Raw genomic sequence first — 15,556 nt, forward strand, 5'->3', positions numbered from 1 at the left:
GGCTTGCTGCGCTGCAAGCCGCCACGACCTCTGGCCGGAGGTCAGGAGTTGCTGGCCCTGGGCTTCCATGCCTGCACCTGCTGCTGGATCTTGGCCCGCTGTGCCGGTTTCAATTTCTTGGCGATGATTTCCTGCTGCTTGGCCGAATCCTTCTCGCCATCCTTGGCTGCCAGCAGCGCCCAGAAATAGGCCTGAGGCCAGCTTTGCTCCACACCGCGGCCCAGCGCATACATGGAGCCTACGTTGAACTGGCTGTTGGCATCGCCCTGTTCTGCCGCCATCATGTACCACTTGAAGGCTTCCTTGCTGTCTTGCGCCACGCCACGGCCATGGTCGTACATATAGCCGAGATTGCTCTGGCTCGAGACATGGTTTTGCGCCACGGCAAGGCGATACAGCCTGACGGCTTCCTCCTGGTTCTCAGCCACGCCCCGGCCGTCGTCATACATCACTGCGAGGTTGAACAGGCCGTCGACATCGTCTTGTTCTGCCGCCAGGCGATACCATTTCACCGCCTCCTCGTCGCTTTGCGGCACGCCGCGTCCGCGGCCGTACATCAAGCCGAGATTGGCCTGGCTTTCCGCATGACCCTGCTTTGCCGCAAGCGTGAACCACCTGGCTGCTTCATCATCATTTTTGGGAGCACCACGGCCTGTGAGGTAGGCGGCTGCGAGTTTGAACTGTGACTGGGCGTCACCGGCCTCGGCCTTTTGTTGCAGGTCGGGCGATTGTGCGATGGCCAAAGTGCTGGAGAGCAGCAAGGTGGCTGCGCAAAGGAGACGGCTGAATTGTTTTTTCATGGCTTGCTTGTCGATAAAGAGTTGCGGTTTCGAGCGTGCAAACTCAGCGAGTTTTCGCCTTGGGTTTCCAGGCGTTGATTTTTGCGTCCTGCGCAGAGCGCTCTGCAGGCTTGAGCTTGCGGGCCGCAGCATCGCGCAGCGGCACAGCATCTTCCAGGCCCTGAGCGGCCGCCAAGGCATACCAGAAATAGGCCTGGGACAGGCTGCGTCTGACGCCGCGGCTTTCCTCCAACATCGTGCCGAGGTTGAGCTGGGCCGTCGCATTGCCTTGCGCTGCGGCCAGTCCCAGCAGTCTGGCTGCTTCCTTCTCATCGAGCGGCACGCCGCGACCGGTGGCATACATCACGGCGAGGTTGGCTTGCCCCGAGTCGTGGCCCTTTGCAGCCGCCATGCCAAACCATCTGGCGGCCTCCTGATCGCTTTGTTCCACGCCGCGGCCGCTGACATACATCAGTCCCAGGTTGTACTGGGCATCGAGAAGGTTTTGCGCTGCAGCGAGCCGGTACCACTTGACGGCCTCCTCATCGCTTTGCTCAACGCCACGCCCATCGTCGTACATCACACCCAGATTGAACTGGCCATTGGCCTCACCTTGCGCCGCCGAAAGGCGATACCACTTGACGGCCTCCTGGTCGCTTTGCTTCACACCACGGCCCTGGTCATACATCAAGCCGAGATTGCTCTGGCTCAAGGCATTGCCCTGCGCCGCGGCAAGGCTAAACCATTGAGCGGCTTTCTCGTCGCTTTGCGCCACACCACGGCCTTCCACGTATATCTGGCCCAGATCAAGCTGAGCCTGGGCATCGCCCTCTTGTGCTTTGCGCAGCAGGTCCGCGGGTTGCGCCATTGCCAAGGTGCTGGCGAGCAGCAGCGCAGCAGCGGAGTAAAGATGAACCATGTGTTTCTTCATTTTTTCCTGATGGTCTTGCGAAAAGGGAAGTGTGTTCGGCCTGTGACTGCAAAGCTCGCCATGACTTCTGGCAACTCGATGTCTTCTTGAGCGCTGCCACCGTGAGGCAGTTCACGGAGAGTGCAGTGAAACAGCGCTGCCGGACCGATCATCCGGACCCTGCCTATTCACGCTTGGTCAGGGATGGATGGCACTCTGGAGGGCCGGACGCCGCAGCCCATGGAACAGGTTCCAGATGTACGGACTGCGGGCCAGAGCGAGCAGGCATTCTAGTCACGTAACAAGCTGCAGCCGCCAAGTCGCTCATCGCAACTGGCGGCTGCAGCTCGTTGATCAGGGTGCTTTTTCTGCCCCCAGCCCCATCGGGCATCGGGATTGAGAAGTGCTTACTTGTGTTGCAGGCGCCTGTGCATGGAAAAGCCATAGCCCAGCCCCAGCAAGGCGGCGAGGGCCGAGCCCGCCAAAATGCCCAGCTTGGCCGCGCCCAGCAAGCTGGCATCCGCAAAGGCCAGGCCGGCTACAAAAATAGACATGGTGAAGCCGATGCCGGCCAGCAGACCCACCAGCAGCACACCGCGCCAGTTCAGGCCTTCGGGCAGGTTGCATAGCCCGCTCTTGACGGCCAGCCATGTGCAGATGAAGACGCCCAGAGGCTTGCCCAGCACCAGTGCCATCAGCACGGCCATGGCCGTGGTCTGCGGCGCGGTTGCGCTCAGGTCGACGCCTGAGAACTGCACGCCGGCATTGGCCAGCGCAAAGATGGGCATGACGCAAAATGCCACCCAGGGGTGAAGAATCATGGGCAGGCGCAGAGCGGGCGGCAGCAGATCGCGCTGTGCAAGTCGAGCGGTGCGCAGGTCCTGCAGCAGGTGTTGCGGATCGGGCCTGCCTCTCAGCATCTGTTCGCCGGCCTTGCGCATGGCCGCCTGTGCCGTGATCAGCAGCGGCATGGGAGCGGAGCGTACAAACACGGGCGTCATCAGGCCCAGCACCACGCCCGCCAAGGTGGGGTGAGCGCCGGTCTTGAGCAGGCCGAACCACAGAATGGCTCCGGGCAGCACATACAGGGGGGCGGCGGCAATGCCCATGTGCTGGAACAGCAGCACCAGCAGCACGCCGGCTGCGGCAACCACAAAGCCCATGGGCTCCAGCCCGCCCGAGTAGAAGAAGGCAATGATGAGCACGGCCACGATGTCGTCGATGATGGCCAGGGCCAGCAGGAAGATGCGCAGAGCGCCCGGGATATTGCGGCCCAGCAAGGCCAGCACGCCCACGGCAAACGCGATGTCGGTCGCCGTCGGGATCGCCCAGCCCTTGAGCAGCGTGCTGTCGCTGCCCGCCAGGGCCACATAGATGAGCGCGGGCACGGCCACGCCGCCGATGGCCGCGATCAGTGGGAGGCTGGCCTGGCGCAGGCTGGCCAGCGCGCCGTTGTGCAGCTCGCGTCGGATCTCCATGCCAACGACCAGAAAGAACACCGTCATCAGCACATCGTTGACGATGAAGTGCAGGTCGGTGCTGAAGCTCCATGGGCCCAGCGTCAGCGCGACGGGCGCATGCCACAGTGCAAAGTAGCTTGGCGCTGCAGCGGAGTTGGCCCAGATCAGGGCTGCGGCGGCGGCCAGCATGAGCACCATGCCGGCGAAGGATTCGATATGCAGCAGCTGCGAGATTTGCGCCTGCACGCGTTCGGTCGCGGATTGCAGTGCGGGGACGCGGGGCGATTTTTGGGATGCAAAAGGTGCAGGGGCCTGCACCATTGTTTGTGGGTCCATGTGTCGGTAGGTGTCTGAGCTCGTCCGCAGACAGATGTGCAGCACCATGTCTTATGGTGCCGTCTGCACTGCAAACGACTGGCGCGCTGGCGGCCCGACCTGCGCATGAACATTCACCTGCCATCGCCACCTTGTGTGACGGGCACCCGGCTGAAATTGTAGCTAAAGATGCAGCAATGGCCTGGATATGAGGTTTATTTTCAGGAAAAGAGACTTCGCTGTCGGGACGGTTGCCTCTCGCGCTTCACGTCGCCTTGGCTTGAGCGGGTGGACTGCACGAATCGCGTCAGCGCCGCCCGGCGGCCGGCGCTATGCTGGCGCGCTAACGATAAAGAAAGCGTGTCATGTCGGGCATAGGAATGGAATATTTGTGGGTGGTCGTGGTGCTGTTTGCGGCGGCGGCGCAGACGGTGCGCAACACGGCCCAGCGCTCGCTGACGGCACAGGTCGGCACGCTGCCGGCCACGCTGGTGCGCTTTCTCTATGGCTTGCCGTTCGCCGCCATCTATCTGCTGGCGCTCTATGGTCTGGGCGATCCGTCCCTGGTGCTGCCGCAGTTCAGTGCCGCCTATCTGGGCTGGATTGCGCTCGGTGCCTTCTTTCAGGTCGCGGCCACGGCCGCCTTGCTGATGGCCATGAAGGAGCGCAACTTTGCCGTGGCGGTCACGCTCTCCAAGACCGAGGTGCTGCAAGTGGCCTTGTTTGCGGCCATGTTCCTGCACGAGCTGCCGACCCGGCTGGCGCTGCTGGCCATGGTGCTGGCCACGGTGGGCGTGCTGATGCTGTCGCTGCCGCCGCGCGGGCAGCTGTTCACGCTCTCGGCCTGGACCAGCAAATCGTCTGTCTACGGCCTGATCTGCGGTGCCTGTTTTGCGCTGGCCACGATAGGCTTTCGCGGCGGTGCGGTAGAGATTGCCAGGCTGGGCGTGAGCTCGCCCTGGCTTTCCGGGGCCTGGGGCGTGCTGATTGCGCAGACCATGCAGTCCGTGGTCATGAGCGCCTGGATTGCCAAAACCCATGAACAGGGGCTGCGCCCCATCTTCAAGGCCTGGCGCATCTCGCTGCTGGCCGGCAGCATGGGCGCCGCCGCATCGCTGGCCTGGTTCACCGCCTATGCCATGCAGGGCGCAGCGCCGGTGCGCACGCTGGGCATGGTGGAGGTGGTGTTCAGCTATATCGTCTCGCGCAAGGTGTTCAGCGAGAAGCTGTCGTTGATGGAGAAGCTGGGCATGGCGCTGATGATGCTGGGCCTGGTGCTGATCTGTTTGCAGCTCTGATTTTGAGAGCTGCCTGCGCTTTCTATAGCTCATTCCTGTATTGAAAAATCGATGAAGTGAACTATGGATGAGCGCAAGAAGCTCTTGAATCAATAGCGGGATACCGCAGTATCGGATGCCGCTAGCTCGGCATCGACATTGCGGCTGCCATGCATCTCAGGCGACTTGCTGCGCTTGCGGCAGGCGTGGGCGCCGCTCGGGCTGGGCCGCATAAAGACGGTAGCCAAGCGTCAGCAGCGCAAACCACAGGGGCGCGATATAGAGCGCCACGCGGGTGCTGGCATCCAGCGACAGGCAGACCAGCACCACGGCCAGAAAGGCCAGCACAAACCAGTTGGTAAACGGCGCGCCGGGCATGCGGTAGGCCACGGCAGCGGCCTGACCCAACTTGACGGCGCGGCGGTAGCGCAGATGGGCAAAGACGATGATGCCCCAGGTCCACACGGCGCCTATCGTCGCAATGCTGGTCACATAGATGAAGGCTTCCTCGGGCACCAGATAGTTGAGCACCACGCCGACCAGCATGAAGGCCGCCGACAGCACAATGCCGGCCGCAGGCACATGGCGTGAATTGACCTTGCCCAAGCGGGCAGGCGCCTGCTTGAACTGGGCCAGCGTATAGAGCATGCGCCCGGTGCTGAAGATGCCGCTGTTGCACGAAGAGGCGGCGGCGGTGATGACCACGAAGTTGATGATGTCGGCCGCAGCGGGAATGCCCAGCTTGTCGAAGACATGGACGAAGGGGCTCATGTCGGGGCTGAGCTCGTTCCAGGGCACCAGCGACATGATGACGACCAGGGCGCCGACATAGAAGATCAGAATGCGGTAGACGATGCTGTTGGTGGCTTTCGGCAGCACTTTCTCGGGCGACTCGGCCTCGCCGGCGGTCACGCCTATCAGTTCCACGCCGGTGTAGGCAAAGCAGGCTATCTGCAAGGTGAAGACCACGCCGACCATGCCCATGGGCGCGAAGCCGCCATGCGACCAGAGATTGGCGAAACTCGCCGTCTGGCCCAGCGGCCCCCAGCCCGTGGTGATGATGGCCACGCCCAGCACGAGCGTGGCCACGATGGTCACGACCTTGATCAGCGCGAACCAGAATTCCAGCTCGCCAAAGACCTTGACCGCGATCAGGTTGACTCCAAGCAGCACGGCCAGGGTGGCGAGCGCCGGAACCCATTGCGGAATGCTCGGAAACCAGTAATGGGTGTAGATGCCTATGGCCGTGAGTTCGGCCATGCCCGTCACCACCCAGGTGAACCAGTAGGTCCAGCCGGTGACAAAGCCGGCCCAGGGGCTGACATAGGTTTCGGCATAGGTGGCAAAAGAGCCGGCCACCGGGCGGTGCACCAGCAACTCGCCCAGTGCACGCATGATGAAGAAGATGGCCAGCCCCGCGATGGCGTAGCTGAGCAGCAGCAGCGGCCCCGCCTTGTGAATCGCCTTGGCCGAGCCCAGGAACAGGCCCACGCCTATGGCGCCACCCAGGGCGATCAGCTGGATATGCCGGTCCTTGAGGCCGCGCTCCAGTTCCCCTGTGCGTTGCAGCGAATCCCCGGCTGCGGTTGGATGATTTCGGCTCATGTTGTATGTCTCCGTTTTGCCATTCGCACGGCAACAGCTGCCCCTCACGGGGCGCTGCGGCTGCCGTGTCTGGCTTGTGGTTGAAGTTGTTAGCTTGAGATCAGGCGCTGGCGGTGGTCAGCGTGGCCGGTCGGGACTGTTTGCCGGTGCTGCCCATGGACTGCAGTACCACGTCGCCGACCATATCGGCGGTGATGGCCGACAGGGTCCAGCCCAGATGGCCGTGGCCGGTGTTGTAGAACACGCAGGGTTTGCTACCACGACCCACGCGCGGCAGCATGTCCGGCATCATGGGGCGCAGGCCGGCCCAGGGCACGACGCTGCGCGTGCTGACGCCCGGAAAGCATTGCTGCACCCATTCGATGAGTGGGCGGATGCGGTCGGCGCGGATGTCCTTGTTGTAGCCGTTGAATTCGGCCGTGCCCGCCACGCGGAAGCGATCGTCGCCGAGGCGGCTGGTGACCAGCTTGGTCTCGTCGTCGAGCAGGCTCACCATGGGGGCCGAGGCACGGCTGGTCTCGTCGAGCAGATTGACCGTGATGGAGTAGCCCTTGACCGGATAGATGTTGACGCTGTCACCGAGCTGGCTGGCCAGCGCGCGGCTGGCCGTGCCGGCGCAGACCACCATGGCGTCGAAGGTCAAGGCTTCGGTTTCCAGACCCTGGCGCACGGTCACGCTGGCCTGCTTGCCATTGCTGTTCACTGCCACGATCTCCTGACCGTAGCGGCATTGCACGCCCAGCCTTTCGCAGGCGCCGGCGAGGCCGCTGGTGAACTTGTGGATGTCGCCGGTGGAATCGCTCTCGGTGAAGTAGCCGCCATAGAAGGTTCCGGACAGCGTGGGCTCGATGGCCCGCATTTCCTGGGGCGTTACGGCGCGGCGCTCCAGCCCGCCCAGGGCGAGCAGCTGCGAGACCTTGCCTGCGTGCTCGAAGCCCGCCTGGTCACGGTAGATATGCAGAATGCCTTTCTTCTTCAGATCGAAGTCAATGCCTTCGGCATCTGCCCAGTCAAACAGATGTTCACGCGCCGCAATCGCCAGGCGCGCGGTTTCGACCGTGTTTTTCTCGTAGTGAGGAATGGCCGCGAGGAACTGGCAGAACCAGGAAATCTTGTGCCAGCTGGGCTTGGGATTGAGCAGCAGCGGAGCATCGCTCTTGAGCATCCACTTGAGGCCCTTGAGGACGGTGGACCAATGGGTCCAGACCTCGGCATTCGATGCCGAGAGCTGGCCGCCATTGGCAAATGAGGTTTCCATGGCGGCATAGCGCTGCTTCTCGAACAGGGTGATGGAAAATCCGCGCTTGGCCAGGGCATAGGCCGTGGTCACGCCCGTGATGCCGCCTCCGATAACGGCGATTGTCTTCATGATGATCAGCTCCAGATGCGTCAAAGGTGGAGTCCGTGCGCAATATGCGCAGCGGACGCCCCCTCTGTTCTGGACCTGAGAGATTCACGAGGCATCGCCGGGGCGATGATCGCTTGCTCCTTCGGTATGCCCGGCGGACGATGGCGCCGGACATTCTTCAGAGTGATGAAACAAGTGATGCCGATCCTTTTGCCTGAGAGTTTCCGGGGCGGTTGCTCCTTCGGCGCTGCGCTGCAGTCTCTCTCGGCATCACTGGGCTAAGGGCCCGAGGGCGAATGTAAGAAGAACGCCATGGCTTGGATATACGGGTTTTCTAGACTTACCGGGCAAAGTGCCGGCGTGGCCGTTTTTTGCGGATCGGCCAGTTTGACGGCGCCATGCGTCACGGTCCTGTTGGTTTGGGAGCTTGATTGCGGGATAGTGCTTGATTTTCAAGCGCAGGATGCCCTCAATTTAATAGCGATACCATCTGTCAAGTGGAGCTGAGCAGCCCCAGAATCCGTCATTGCATTGATGGTGCGTGCCATAGTCATTGAAGGATTTGGGCAAAATGACGGTTTTGCTCGTCAATTGGCTCAGCGGCCGCACCGCTTGGCTGTTGAAGCACCCGGCCGGGGTGGCTGCTGGTGCAGGTGGTTGCAGGACTGTGCGCCCAATCTTCTGTCTGTTGGCTTGATTCCTTTGTCCTCGTTGCAGCGATCAATGTGATCGCTTTTTTGCGTTGCGGCCTGCAATGCGCAAGAGATGGTCTGGTGACTTTGCCTGATGGGCGCAAACCCAGATCACAAGACCCATGTCTCCATCTCCCTCCAGCCAGCAGACCGCAGACGGCTGCAGCGACAGCGCGCCAGCGTCCGAGCCGCATCTGCACCGCGTGCTCAAGCAGCGCCACCTGAGCATGATCGCCATCGGCGGCGCCATCGGCACGGGCCTGTTTGTGGCCTCCGGCTCGGCCATTGCCCAGATCGGCCCGGGCGGCGCCGTGCTCACCTATCTGCTCATCGGCATCATGGTCTACTACATCATGACCAGCCTGGGCGAGCTGGCCGCCTTCATGCCGGTGGCCGGCTCTTTCTCTACCTATGCCTCGCGCTATGTGGATCGCGGCTTCGGCTTTGCGCTGGGCTGGAACTTCTGGTTCAGCTGGGCCGTGGTGGTGGCCGTGGACCTGGTGGCCTCGCAACTGGTCATGGCCTACTGGTTCCCCAATGTGCCCGGCATCCTCTGGAGCGGCCTGTTCCTGCTGCTGATGGTGGGGCTGAACGCGTTTTCCGCGCGCGGCTTTGCCGAGGCCGAGTACTGGTTCGCGCTGATCAAGGTGCTGGCCGTAGTGGCCTTTCTGATCACCGGCGTGCTGATTCTGTTCCGCATCATCAGCAACGGCCATGTCCCCGGTTTCGAGAACTGGACCACGGGCGATGCGCCCTTCGTCGGCAATTTCGCGACCTTTGTGGGCGTGGCCATGATCGTGGCCTATTCCTTCCAGGGCACGGAGCTGGTGGGCGTGGCGGCGGGCGAATCCGAGAATCCGCGCGAGAACGTGCCGCGTGCCATTCGCCAGGTGTTCTGGCGCATTCTGCTGTTCTATGTGCTGGCCATTGTCGTCATCGGCTTTCTGATTCCCTATACCGACCCGCAGCTGCTGCGCACCGATGTGGCCGATATTGCCGTGAGCCCGTTCACGCTGGTGTTCCAGCATGCGGGCCTGCTCTCGGCGGCCACGGTGATGAATGCGGTGATCCTGACCTCGGTGCTGTCGGCCGGCAACTCTGGCATGTATGCGGCCACGCGCATGCTCTACAACATGGCGACCGAGGGCAATGCACCGCGCATCTTCTCCCGTCTGACCCAGAACGGCGTGCCGCTGGTGGCCTTGATCGGCAGCACGCTGGTCGCCAGCCTGTGCCTGCTTTCCTCGCTCTACAGCCCGCAGGCCGTCTATATCTGGCTGTTGAATCTGGCCGGCATGACGGAGTTCATCGTCTGGCTGGGCATTGCCGTCAGCCACTACCGCTTCCGTCGTGGCTATGTCATGCATGGCCATGATGTGGGCCTGCTGCCTTACAAGGCCGGCGCCTTCCCCTTCGGACCCATTTTTGCCTTTGTGCTGTGTCTGGTGGTGACGCTGGGCCAGAACTATCAGGCCTTCCTGGAAGAGCGCATCGATTGGGGCGGCGTGGTTTCGACCTATCTGGGCATTCCGCTGTTCCTGCTGTTCTGGCTGGGCTACTGGCTGGTCAAGCGCAAGACCTGGGTCAGCTATGCCGATATGCGCTTTGACGAGCTCGAAGACATCAAGCAGGGCAAGGTTTCCTCCTGAGGCGCTTTTGGTCCTCCCCCGGGGGACAACAGCATTGCCGGGGGGCGTGCTGGCTGTTTCTCGGCGCATGTGTGCTTGTTTTAGGCATCAAGGCCGGTTCTTGCCAGCGCAGGCAAAATCGGCACTGTGAGCGATCTTTCCCCCAGCCCCGAGTCCAGGCCCAGGCGCATAGCGCATCTGGACATGGATGCGTTCTACGCCTCCGTGGAGCTGCTGCGCTACCCGCAGCTCAAGGGGCTGCCGGTGGTGATCGGCGGCGGGCGGCGCAGCTTTGACGAGGAGCTGCTGGCACGCCATGCGGGGCGGCCGCTGTCCGAGATCCCGGTCGCGGACTTTCCGCTGCTGCGCGATTACACGGGGCGGGGCGTGATCACCACGGCCACCTATGCGGCCCGGCAGTTTGGCGTGGGCTCGGCCATGGGCATGATGAAGGCCGCCAGGCTGTGCCCGCAGGCGATTCTTCTGCCCGTGGACTTTGGCGAGTACCGGCGCTTTTCCAAGGTCTTCAAGGAAGTGATCCTGTCCATTGCGCCGGTCATGGAGAACCGCGGCGTGGACGAGGTCTACATCGACTTCACCGACGTGCCCGGCGGCCAGCGCGAAGGCGGCCGCGTGCTGGCCCGGCTGATCCAGAAATCCATCTTCGACGCCACGGGACTGACCTGCTCGGTGGGCGTCGCACCCAACAAGCTGCTGGCCAAGATGGCCAGCGAGTTCAACAAACCCAACGGCATCTCCATCGTCCAGCCCGAGGATCTGCAGACGCAGATCTGGCCGCTGGCCTGCCGCAAGGTCAACGGCATAGGCCCCAAGGCCGACGCCAAGCTCAAAAGCCTGGGCATAGAAACCATAGGCCAACTGGCCGCGCAAAGCCTGCCGCAGCTGCTGCACTGGTTCGGCAAGTCCTACGGCCACTGGCTGCATGAATCGGCCTGGGGGCGGGACGAGCGCGCCGTGGTGACAGAGAGCGAGCCGGTGTCCATGAGCCGCGAGACCACCTTCGAGCGTGATCTGCATGCCGTGCGCGACAAGGCCGAGCTGGGTGCCATCTTCACGGACCTGTGCGCGCGTCTGGCCGAGGATCTGCAGCGCAAGGGTTATGTGGGACGCACCGTGGGCATCAAGCTGCGCTATGACGATTTCAAGATCGCCACACGGGACCAGACCTTGAATCTGCCGGTGCAGGATGCGGCCGCCATCCGATTGGCCGCAGGCCAATGCCTCAAGCGCGTGCCGCTGGCCAAGCGCATCAGGCTGCTGGGGGTCAAGGTTTCGGGCCTGATCCGCGCGGCGGACTGGGAGGCCAGTGCCCGGAATCCGGCAGCGCGGGAAGCGCTGCTGCGATCGAATATCTTGACCCTGGTCAAGGATTCGGATCCCTATACCGCTTCTCTGTTCTGAGCCGCTGTATATGGGCATGCATGCTGTGCGATGATGCCAAGTGTGAGATTGTGTATCTTTGATGTCAGCGGTTGCTGATCGCGCGGGTTTCCAGTCTCGAACTATAAAAATACAGGCACATAGGAGGAGTGGAAGGCATGCGCCTGAATCTACCGGTATCCCAACACAACTACGACTTTCCGGGCGATGAGCTGCTGGTCTCCAGCACCAACACCAAGGGCGAGATCACCCATTGCAATCCCGCGTTCGTGCGGGTCAGCGGCTATGCGTACGAGGAGCTGATCGGTCAGCCCCACAATCTGATCCGCCACCCCGACATGCCGGCCGCCGCCTTCAAGGACATGTGGCGCACCATTGCCCACGGCTACCCCTGGACGGCCCTGGTCAAGAACCGCCGCAAGAACGGCGACCATTACTGGGTGCGGGCCAATGTCACGCCCATCATGGAAGGCGGCAAGCCCAGCGGCTATCTGTCGGTGCGTACCAAGCCGACCGCGCAGGAAATTGCGGGCGCCGAAGCGCTGTATGCACGCATGCGCAGCGAGGAGGAAAAAGGCGGGCTCAGCTTTCGCCTGCGTGCCGGAGAGGTGCGCCGGCTGGGCCTGCTGGGCCTATGGGACAGCCGCCGGGACGTGGGCTTGGTGGCGCGCATGGCCTGGCTGCTGGCGGTGCTGGCGCTGATCGCCATGCTGCCCGATATGCTGGGCTGGCAGGGCGCCGCGGCCTGGGGCTGGCGCGGGGCCAGCCTAGTGCTTGGCGGTGCTTTCGTGCTCTGGCGCTTCTATCGCCGCTGCGTGGCCGGACTGGAGGAGGCCAGCCGCTTTGCGGCCGATGTGGCGGCCTGCAATCTGAGCACCGACTGCAGCCAGAGCTACAACGGTGCCATGGGAGCTTTGATGCTCAGGCTGCAGCAGATCCAGATCAATCTGCGCGCGGTGGTGGGCGATGTGCGCACCGAGGTGCGCGGTTTTGCCGAGACGGCGCACGAGATCGCGCAGAGCAGCTTCGACCTCGCGGGGCGCACGGAAGCGCAGGCCGGCAGCCTGCAGCTGACCGCGGCCTCCATGGAGGAAATCTCGGGCACGGTCGCGCAGACCGCAGATACCGCCCAGTTCATGGCGGGCGCCAGCGATGAAAGCCGTGCCGTGGCCAGCCGCAGCGGCACCGCCATCAGCGAAGTGGGCTCGGCCATGGAACATATCCGTGGCTCGTCCACGCGCATGAGCGAAATCATCGGCGTGATCGAAAGCATTGCCTTCCAGACCAATCTGCTGGCGCTCAATGCGGCCGTGGAGGCAGCGCGTGCGGGCGAGCAGGGCCGCGGCTTTGCCGTCGTGGCGGGCGAGGTGCGGGCGCTGGCCCAGCGCAGCGCCGAGGCTGCCAAGGAGATCGGTGTGCTCATCAACCGCACGGTCGACGGCATCAACGACGGCAATGCACGCATGCGTGCCGCGGGCCAGACCATTGACGGCATGGTCGAGGCCGTGGACAAGGTCAGCGCCCTGGTGCACCAGATCAGCATCGCCACGCGCGAGCAGTCCATAGGCATCTCGCAGGTCAACGAGGCCGTGGCCCAGCTGGATTCCGTGACCCAGCAGAATGCGGCCCTGGTGGAGCAGTCCACGGGCGCTGCCGATTCGCTGCGCCTGAGTGCCAAGACGCTGGAGCGTTCGGTGGATGTATTCCATCTATGATGGATCGATGACGTGAACCCTGGGCAGCTGGCGTGTACAGCTGCCTTTTTTTTGCCTCAGCTTTGGTTAGGATTGCTGCATGAATGTTGTGCTGACCCTGATGGCCATCGCGGTGCTGGCCTTGTGCCTGTTGGTCTGGCTGCTGTCGCGCCTGCGCGATGGCTTCAGAGCTGCGGGCGTGCAGACGCCGCCAGAGACCGAGACGCCCGCAGAGCCGCTGGCTCCCCTGCTTCCCGCATACAGAAAAATGTCCTCGAATGCCGAACCGGCCGCCGAGAAGGCCGATGAAGGCGGCAAGGATGTGAATTTCCGCGCCCAGGGCGAGCGCGGCATGGGCGGCCCGGTGTATGGCGATGTGCTCTGTGCGGACGGTGTCTATCTGCCCCATGTGTGGGAACGGGACATGCATACCTCCTTCGACGGGCGTTGGCTGCGCACGGGCTTTTATCAGAGCGAAACCGCGCATCTGGTGGACCGCAAATCCCGGCGCAGCTGGAGCATCAATGCCGTGGAAGGGGAGATCCTGGACGCGCTGCACTGGCGCATGCCGCGCTGGAGCGGCGAGACCATCAACGAAAGCGGCATCGCCGACGACGCGCATGTGATCATGTCCGATGCCAGCTTTGAGGCCTGGCTGGGCGAGAACCTGAGCCAGCCGGCCCAGCCCCTGGTTCAGGTCTGTGATCTCTGGATTCCCCACGACAGCATTCCGGCCGAGGCCGCCAGGCCCATGCCGGTCCTGCCCCAGCCCGCACAGCCCACGCCGGTGCCCGCACTGGGCCTGAGGCGGCACTGGCCCGCATCGCTGCGCAAGCTGCGCTATCCCATGGATCCGCTGTGCAACCCGCATTGGCAGCTGATGCTGGGCGAGGCGCCGCAGCCCTGGCTGGTGGACGACAACCATGGCCTGGTCTGGCGCGCCGATGCCCAGGCCTTTGCGCTCTATGCCAGCTCCAGCCAGGAAGACAGCAGCCAGGCCAGCTTGCGCTTGGCGGTCTGGAGCATGGAGCGCGGCTGGCAGCAGTGGCCCGAGCTGATGCCCGAAGACCGTAAACCCTGGGCGCTGGGCCTGTTCTCGCCACACGAAGAGGCATCGACTCAGGGGCCGCAGCTGAGCTGGTCCGACGAGCTGGTGCTGCAGAGGGTGGAGCTGGATACGCCGCAGACCGAGCGCCTGCATGACGGCACCAGCCTCAGCTGCGCCATGAGCGAGGTGGAGGTCTGTGCGGGTCACCAGGCCGATGGACTGCCCCTGGTCAAGCCCTCGCTGCGCGTGGCGTTCGACTGGCTGCGCGATCCGGTCCAGCCCGCGCTGTGGCGTGCGCAAAGCGATTCTTTCAAGGGACAGCGCCTGATCTGGACCCTGGCCAAGCCCGCGAGAGAAGAGATTGGCGAAACCGCGGCCTACAACCTGCAATGGGGCGAGCGGCATCTGCCCGGCACCTGGGCTCTGGAGCATCTGCTGGTGCAGGGCCGCTGGGCGCTGCTCATGCCCCATGGGCGCGCGCCTATCCGCGGCGGCAGCGGTGGCCTGCAGGTCTGGGATGGCGAGCGCCTGCAGGCGGTGGACCTGCCCTGGCCCGTGGTGCGGCTGTCGGCCGTGCCCGCGCCGCGCGGCGGCATGGCCGCGCGCGTGCGTGTGATGGCGCTGACGGCCAGCCTGGCCGACAAGGACTGGGATCCGGCCACGGCTTCCTGGCGCTGGCCTTTGCAATCCGTCTCGGCCAGCCATCTGGCGCGGCCGGACTGGAGGCCGCTGTACAGCGAGCGCGAACTGGCTCCCGATGTCCAGGGCCGCTGGCAGCTGCTGCCGCGCTGGCGTTCCGTGCGGCAGATCCAGCATCCCTGTGCCGATGGCGACTATGTCTGGCGCGACGAGGTCCGCGGCGACACCTTGTGGTGGTGGGGCGGGGTGCACGAGGGCGTCAACAATTACTGGCAGCAGAACTCGCCGCGCATCGACGGCGTGGCCATGACGCGCAGCGGCACTGCGTTCTGCGGCGTAGGTCCCTGCGCCTGCCCCCATCCTTCGGGCGAGGGCTGGGCCATGCTGGAGCTGCAGCAAAGCCGCTATGGCGAGTTGGGCCTGTGGCATCTGCACTGGCTCAACCCCGTGGAAAAGGAAGTCCGCACGCTGGAGCTCAGGGCGCGCATGCCTGTGCTGCAGGCCTGGGATGCGCAGGGCCTGCACTGGCTGGATCAGCCCGCGCCGGACGCCGATGGCGTGGATGGCGGCACGCCGGCCGCTGAGAGCAAGCCGCGCCAGCTGATTGTTCAGCAAGCCTGGCAGCGCGCTGCCGTGGAGCAGCTGCGCCAGGGCATGAACGGCCTGTGGCTGCGCAAGCAGGACCTGCGCTATGCGGAGACCTTGCTGGGCCAGGACGATTGCCCGTGGCGGACTTGACCCCCTGAGCCGCTTTGCGGCT

General features: G+C 63.8%; 10 protein-coding genes and 2 riboswitches. Of the genes, 5 read left to right on the plus strand and 5 right to left on the minus strand.

The annotated features are described in order from the left end of the window. Positions 1 to 41 precede the first annotated feature (41 nt). The 3 genes from AB6724_RS00200 to nhaA all read right to left on the minus strand — a co-directional run bounded on the left by AB6724_RS00200 (position 42) and on the right by nhaA (position 3,485). Positions 42 to 950: a tetratricopeptide repeat protein gene (locus AB6724_RS00200; protein WP_369336486.1), complete on the minus strand. Its 909-nt coding sequence runs from the start codon at positions 948 to 950 to the stop codon at positions 42 to 44. Then, complete coding sequence (locus tag AB6724_RS00205; RefSeq protein ID WP_369336487.1) at positions 844 to 1,698, minus strand: SEL1-like repeat protein; 855 nt, start codon at positions 1,696 to 1,698, stop codon at positions 844 to 846. Before AB6724_RS00205 ends, AB6724_RS00200 begins: the two co-directional genes overlap by 107 nt. 398 nt (positions 1,699 to 2,096) lie before the next feature. Next, positions 2,097 to 3,485, minus strand: a complete 1,389-nt coding sequence (gene nhaA / locus AB6724_RS00210) for a Na+/H+ antiporter NhaA (protein ID WP_369336488.1) — start codon at positions 3,483 to 3,485, stop codon at positions 2,097 to 2,099. Between the two features lie 344 nt (positions 3,486 to 3,829). On the opposite strand from nhaA, the gene AB6724_RS00215 reads away from it, so the two are divergent. Continuing rightward, a complete protein-coding gene (locus AB6724_RS00215) occupies positions 3,830 to 4,762 on the plus strand; it encodes an EamA family transporter (protein WP_369336489.1) in 933 nt (310 codons plus the stop codon). A gap of 156 nt (positions 4,763 to 4,918) precedes the next feature. Here the strand turns inward: AB6724_RS00215 and AB6724_RS00220 are convergent, their stop codons facing one another. Together AB6724_RS00220 and AB6724_RS00225 are read right to left on the minus strand one after the other, a co-directional pair. Beyond that, positions 4,919 to 6,346 carry an amino acid permease gene (locus tag AB6724_RS00220; RefSeq protein WP_369336490.1) on the minus strand — a complete coding sequence of 476 codons (1,428 nt, stop codon included), beginning with the start codon at positions 6,344 to 6,346 and terminating at the stop codon, positions 4,919 to 4,921. A gap of 100 nt (positions 6,347 to 6,446) precedes the next feature. Beyond that, on the minus strand, positions 6,447 to 7,715 hold the full coding sequence (locus AB6724_RS00225; RefSeq protein ID WP_369336491.1) for a D-amino acid dehydrogenase: 1,269 nt from the start codon (positions 7,713 to 7,715) through the stop codon (positions 6,447 to 6,449). 54 nt (positions 7,716 to 7,769) lie between these two features. Next, positions 7,770 to 7,886, minus strand: a riboswitch (glycine riboswitch). Continuing rightward, positions 7,887 to 7,971, minus strand: a riboswitch (glycine riboswitch). Positions 7,972 to 8,508: 537 nt separating this feature from the next. Here AB6724_RS00225 and AB6724_RS00230 point away from each other — a divergent pair. The 4 genes from AB6724_RS00230 to AB6724_RS00245 all read left to right on the plus strand — a co-directional run bounded on the left by AB6724_RS00230 (position 8,509) and on the right by AB6724_RS00245 (position 15,534). Next, positions 8,509 to 10,035 carry an amino acid permease gene (locus AB6724_RS00230; RefSeq protein WP_369336492.1) on the plus strand — a complete coding sequence of 509 codons (1,527 nt, stop codon included), beginning with the start codon at positions 8,509 to 8,511 and terminating at the stop codon, positions 10,033 to 10,035. 183 nt (positions 10,036 to 10,218) lie between these two features. Then, complete coding sequence (gene dinB, locus AB6724_RS00235) at positions 10,219 to 11,436, plus strand: DNA polymerase IV (RefSeq protein ID WP_369336726.1); 1,218 nt, start codon at positions 10,219 to 10,221, stop codon at positions 11,434 to 11,436. Positions 11,437 to 11,573: 137 nt separating this feature from the next. Then, positions 11,574 to 13,130, plus strand: coding sequence for a methyl-accepting chemotaxis protein (locus tag AB6724_RS00240; RefSeq protein ID WP_369336493.1), 1,557 nt, complete (start codon positions 11,574 to 11,576; stop codon positions 13,128 to 13,130). 79 nt (positions 13,131 to 13,209) lie between these two features. Further along, positions 13,210 to 15,534, plus strand: coding sequence for a hypothetical protein (locus AB6724_RS00245; RefSeq protein WP_369336494.1), 2,325 nt, complete (start codon positions 13,210 to 13,212; stop codon positions 15,532 to 15,534). Positions 15,535 to 15,556 lie beyond the last annotated feature (22 nt).

Source organism: Comamonas guangdongensis, from assembly GCF_041079535.1.
Classification (GTDB): domain Bacteria; phylum Pseudomonadota; class Gammaproteobacteria; order Burkholderiales; family Burkholderiaceae_C; genus Comamonas; species Comamonas guangdongensis.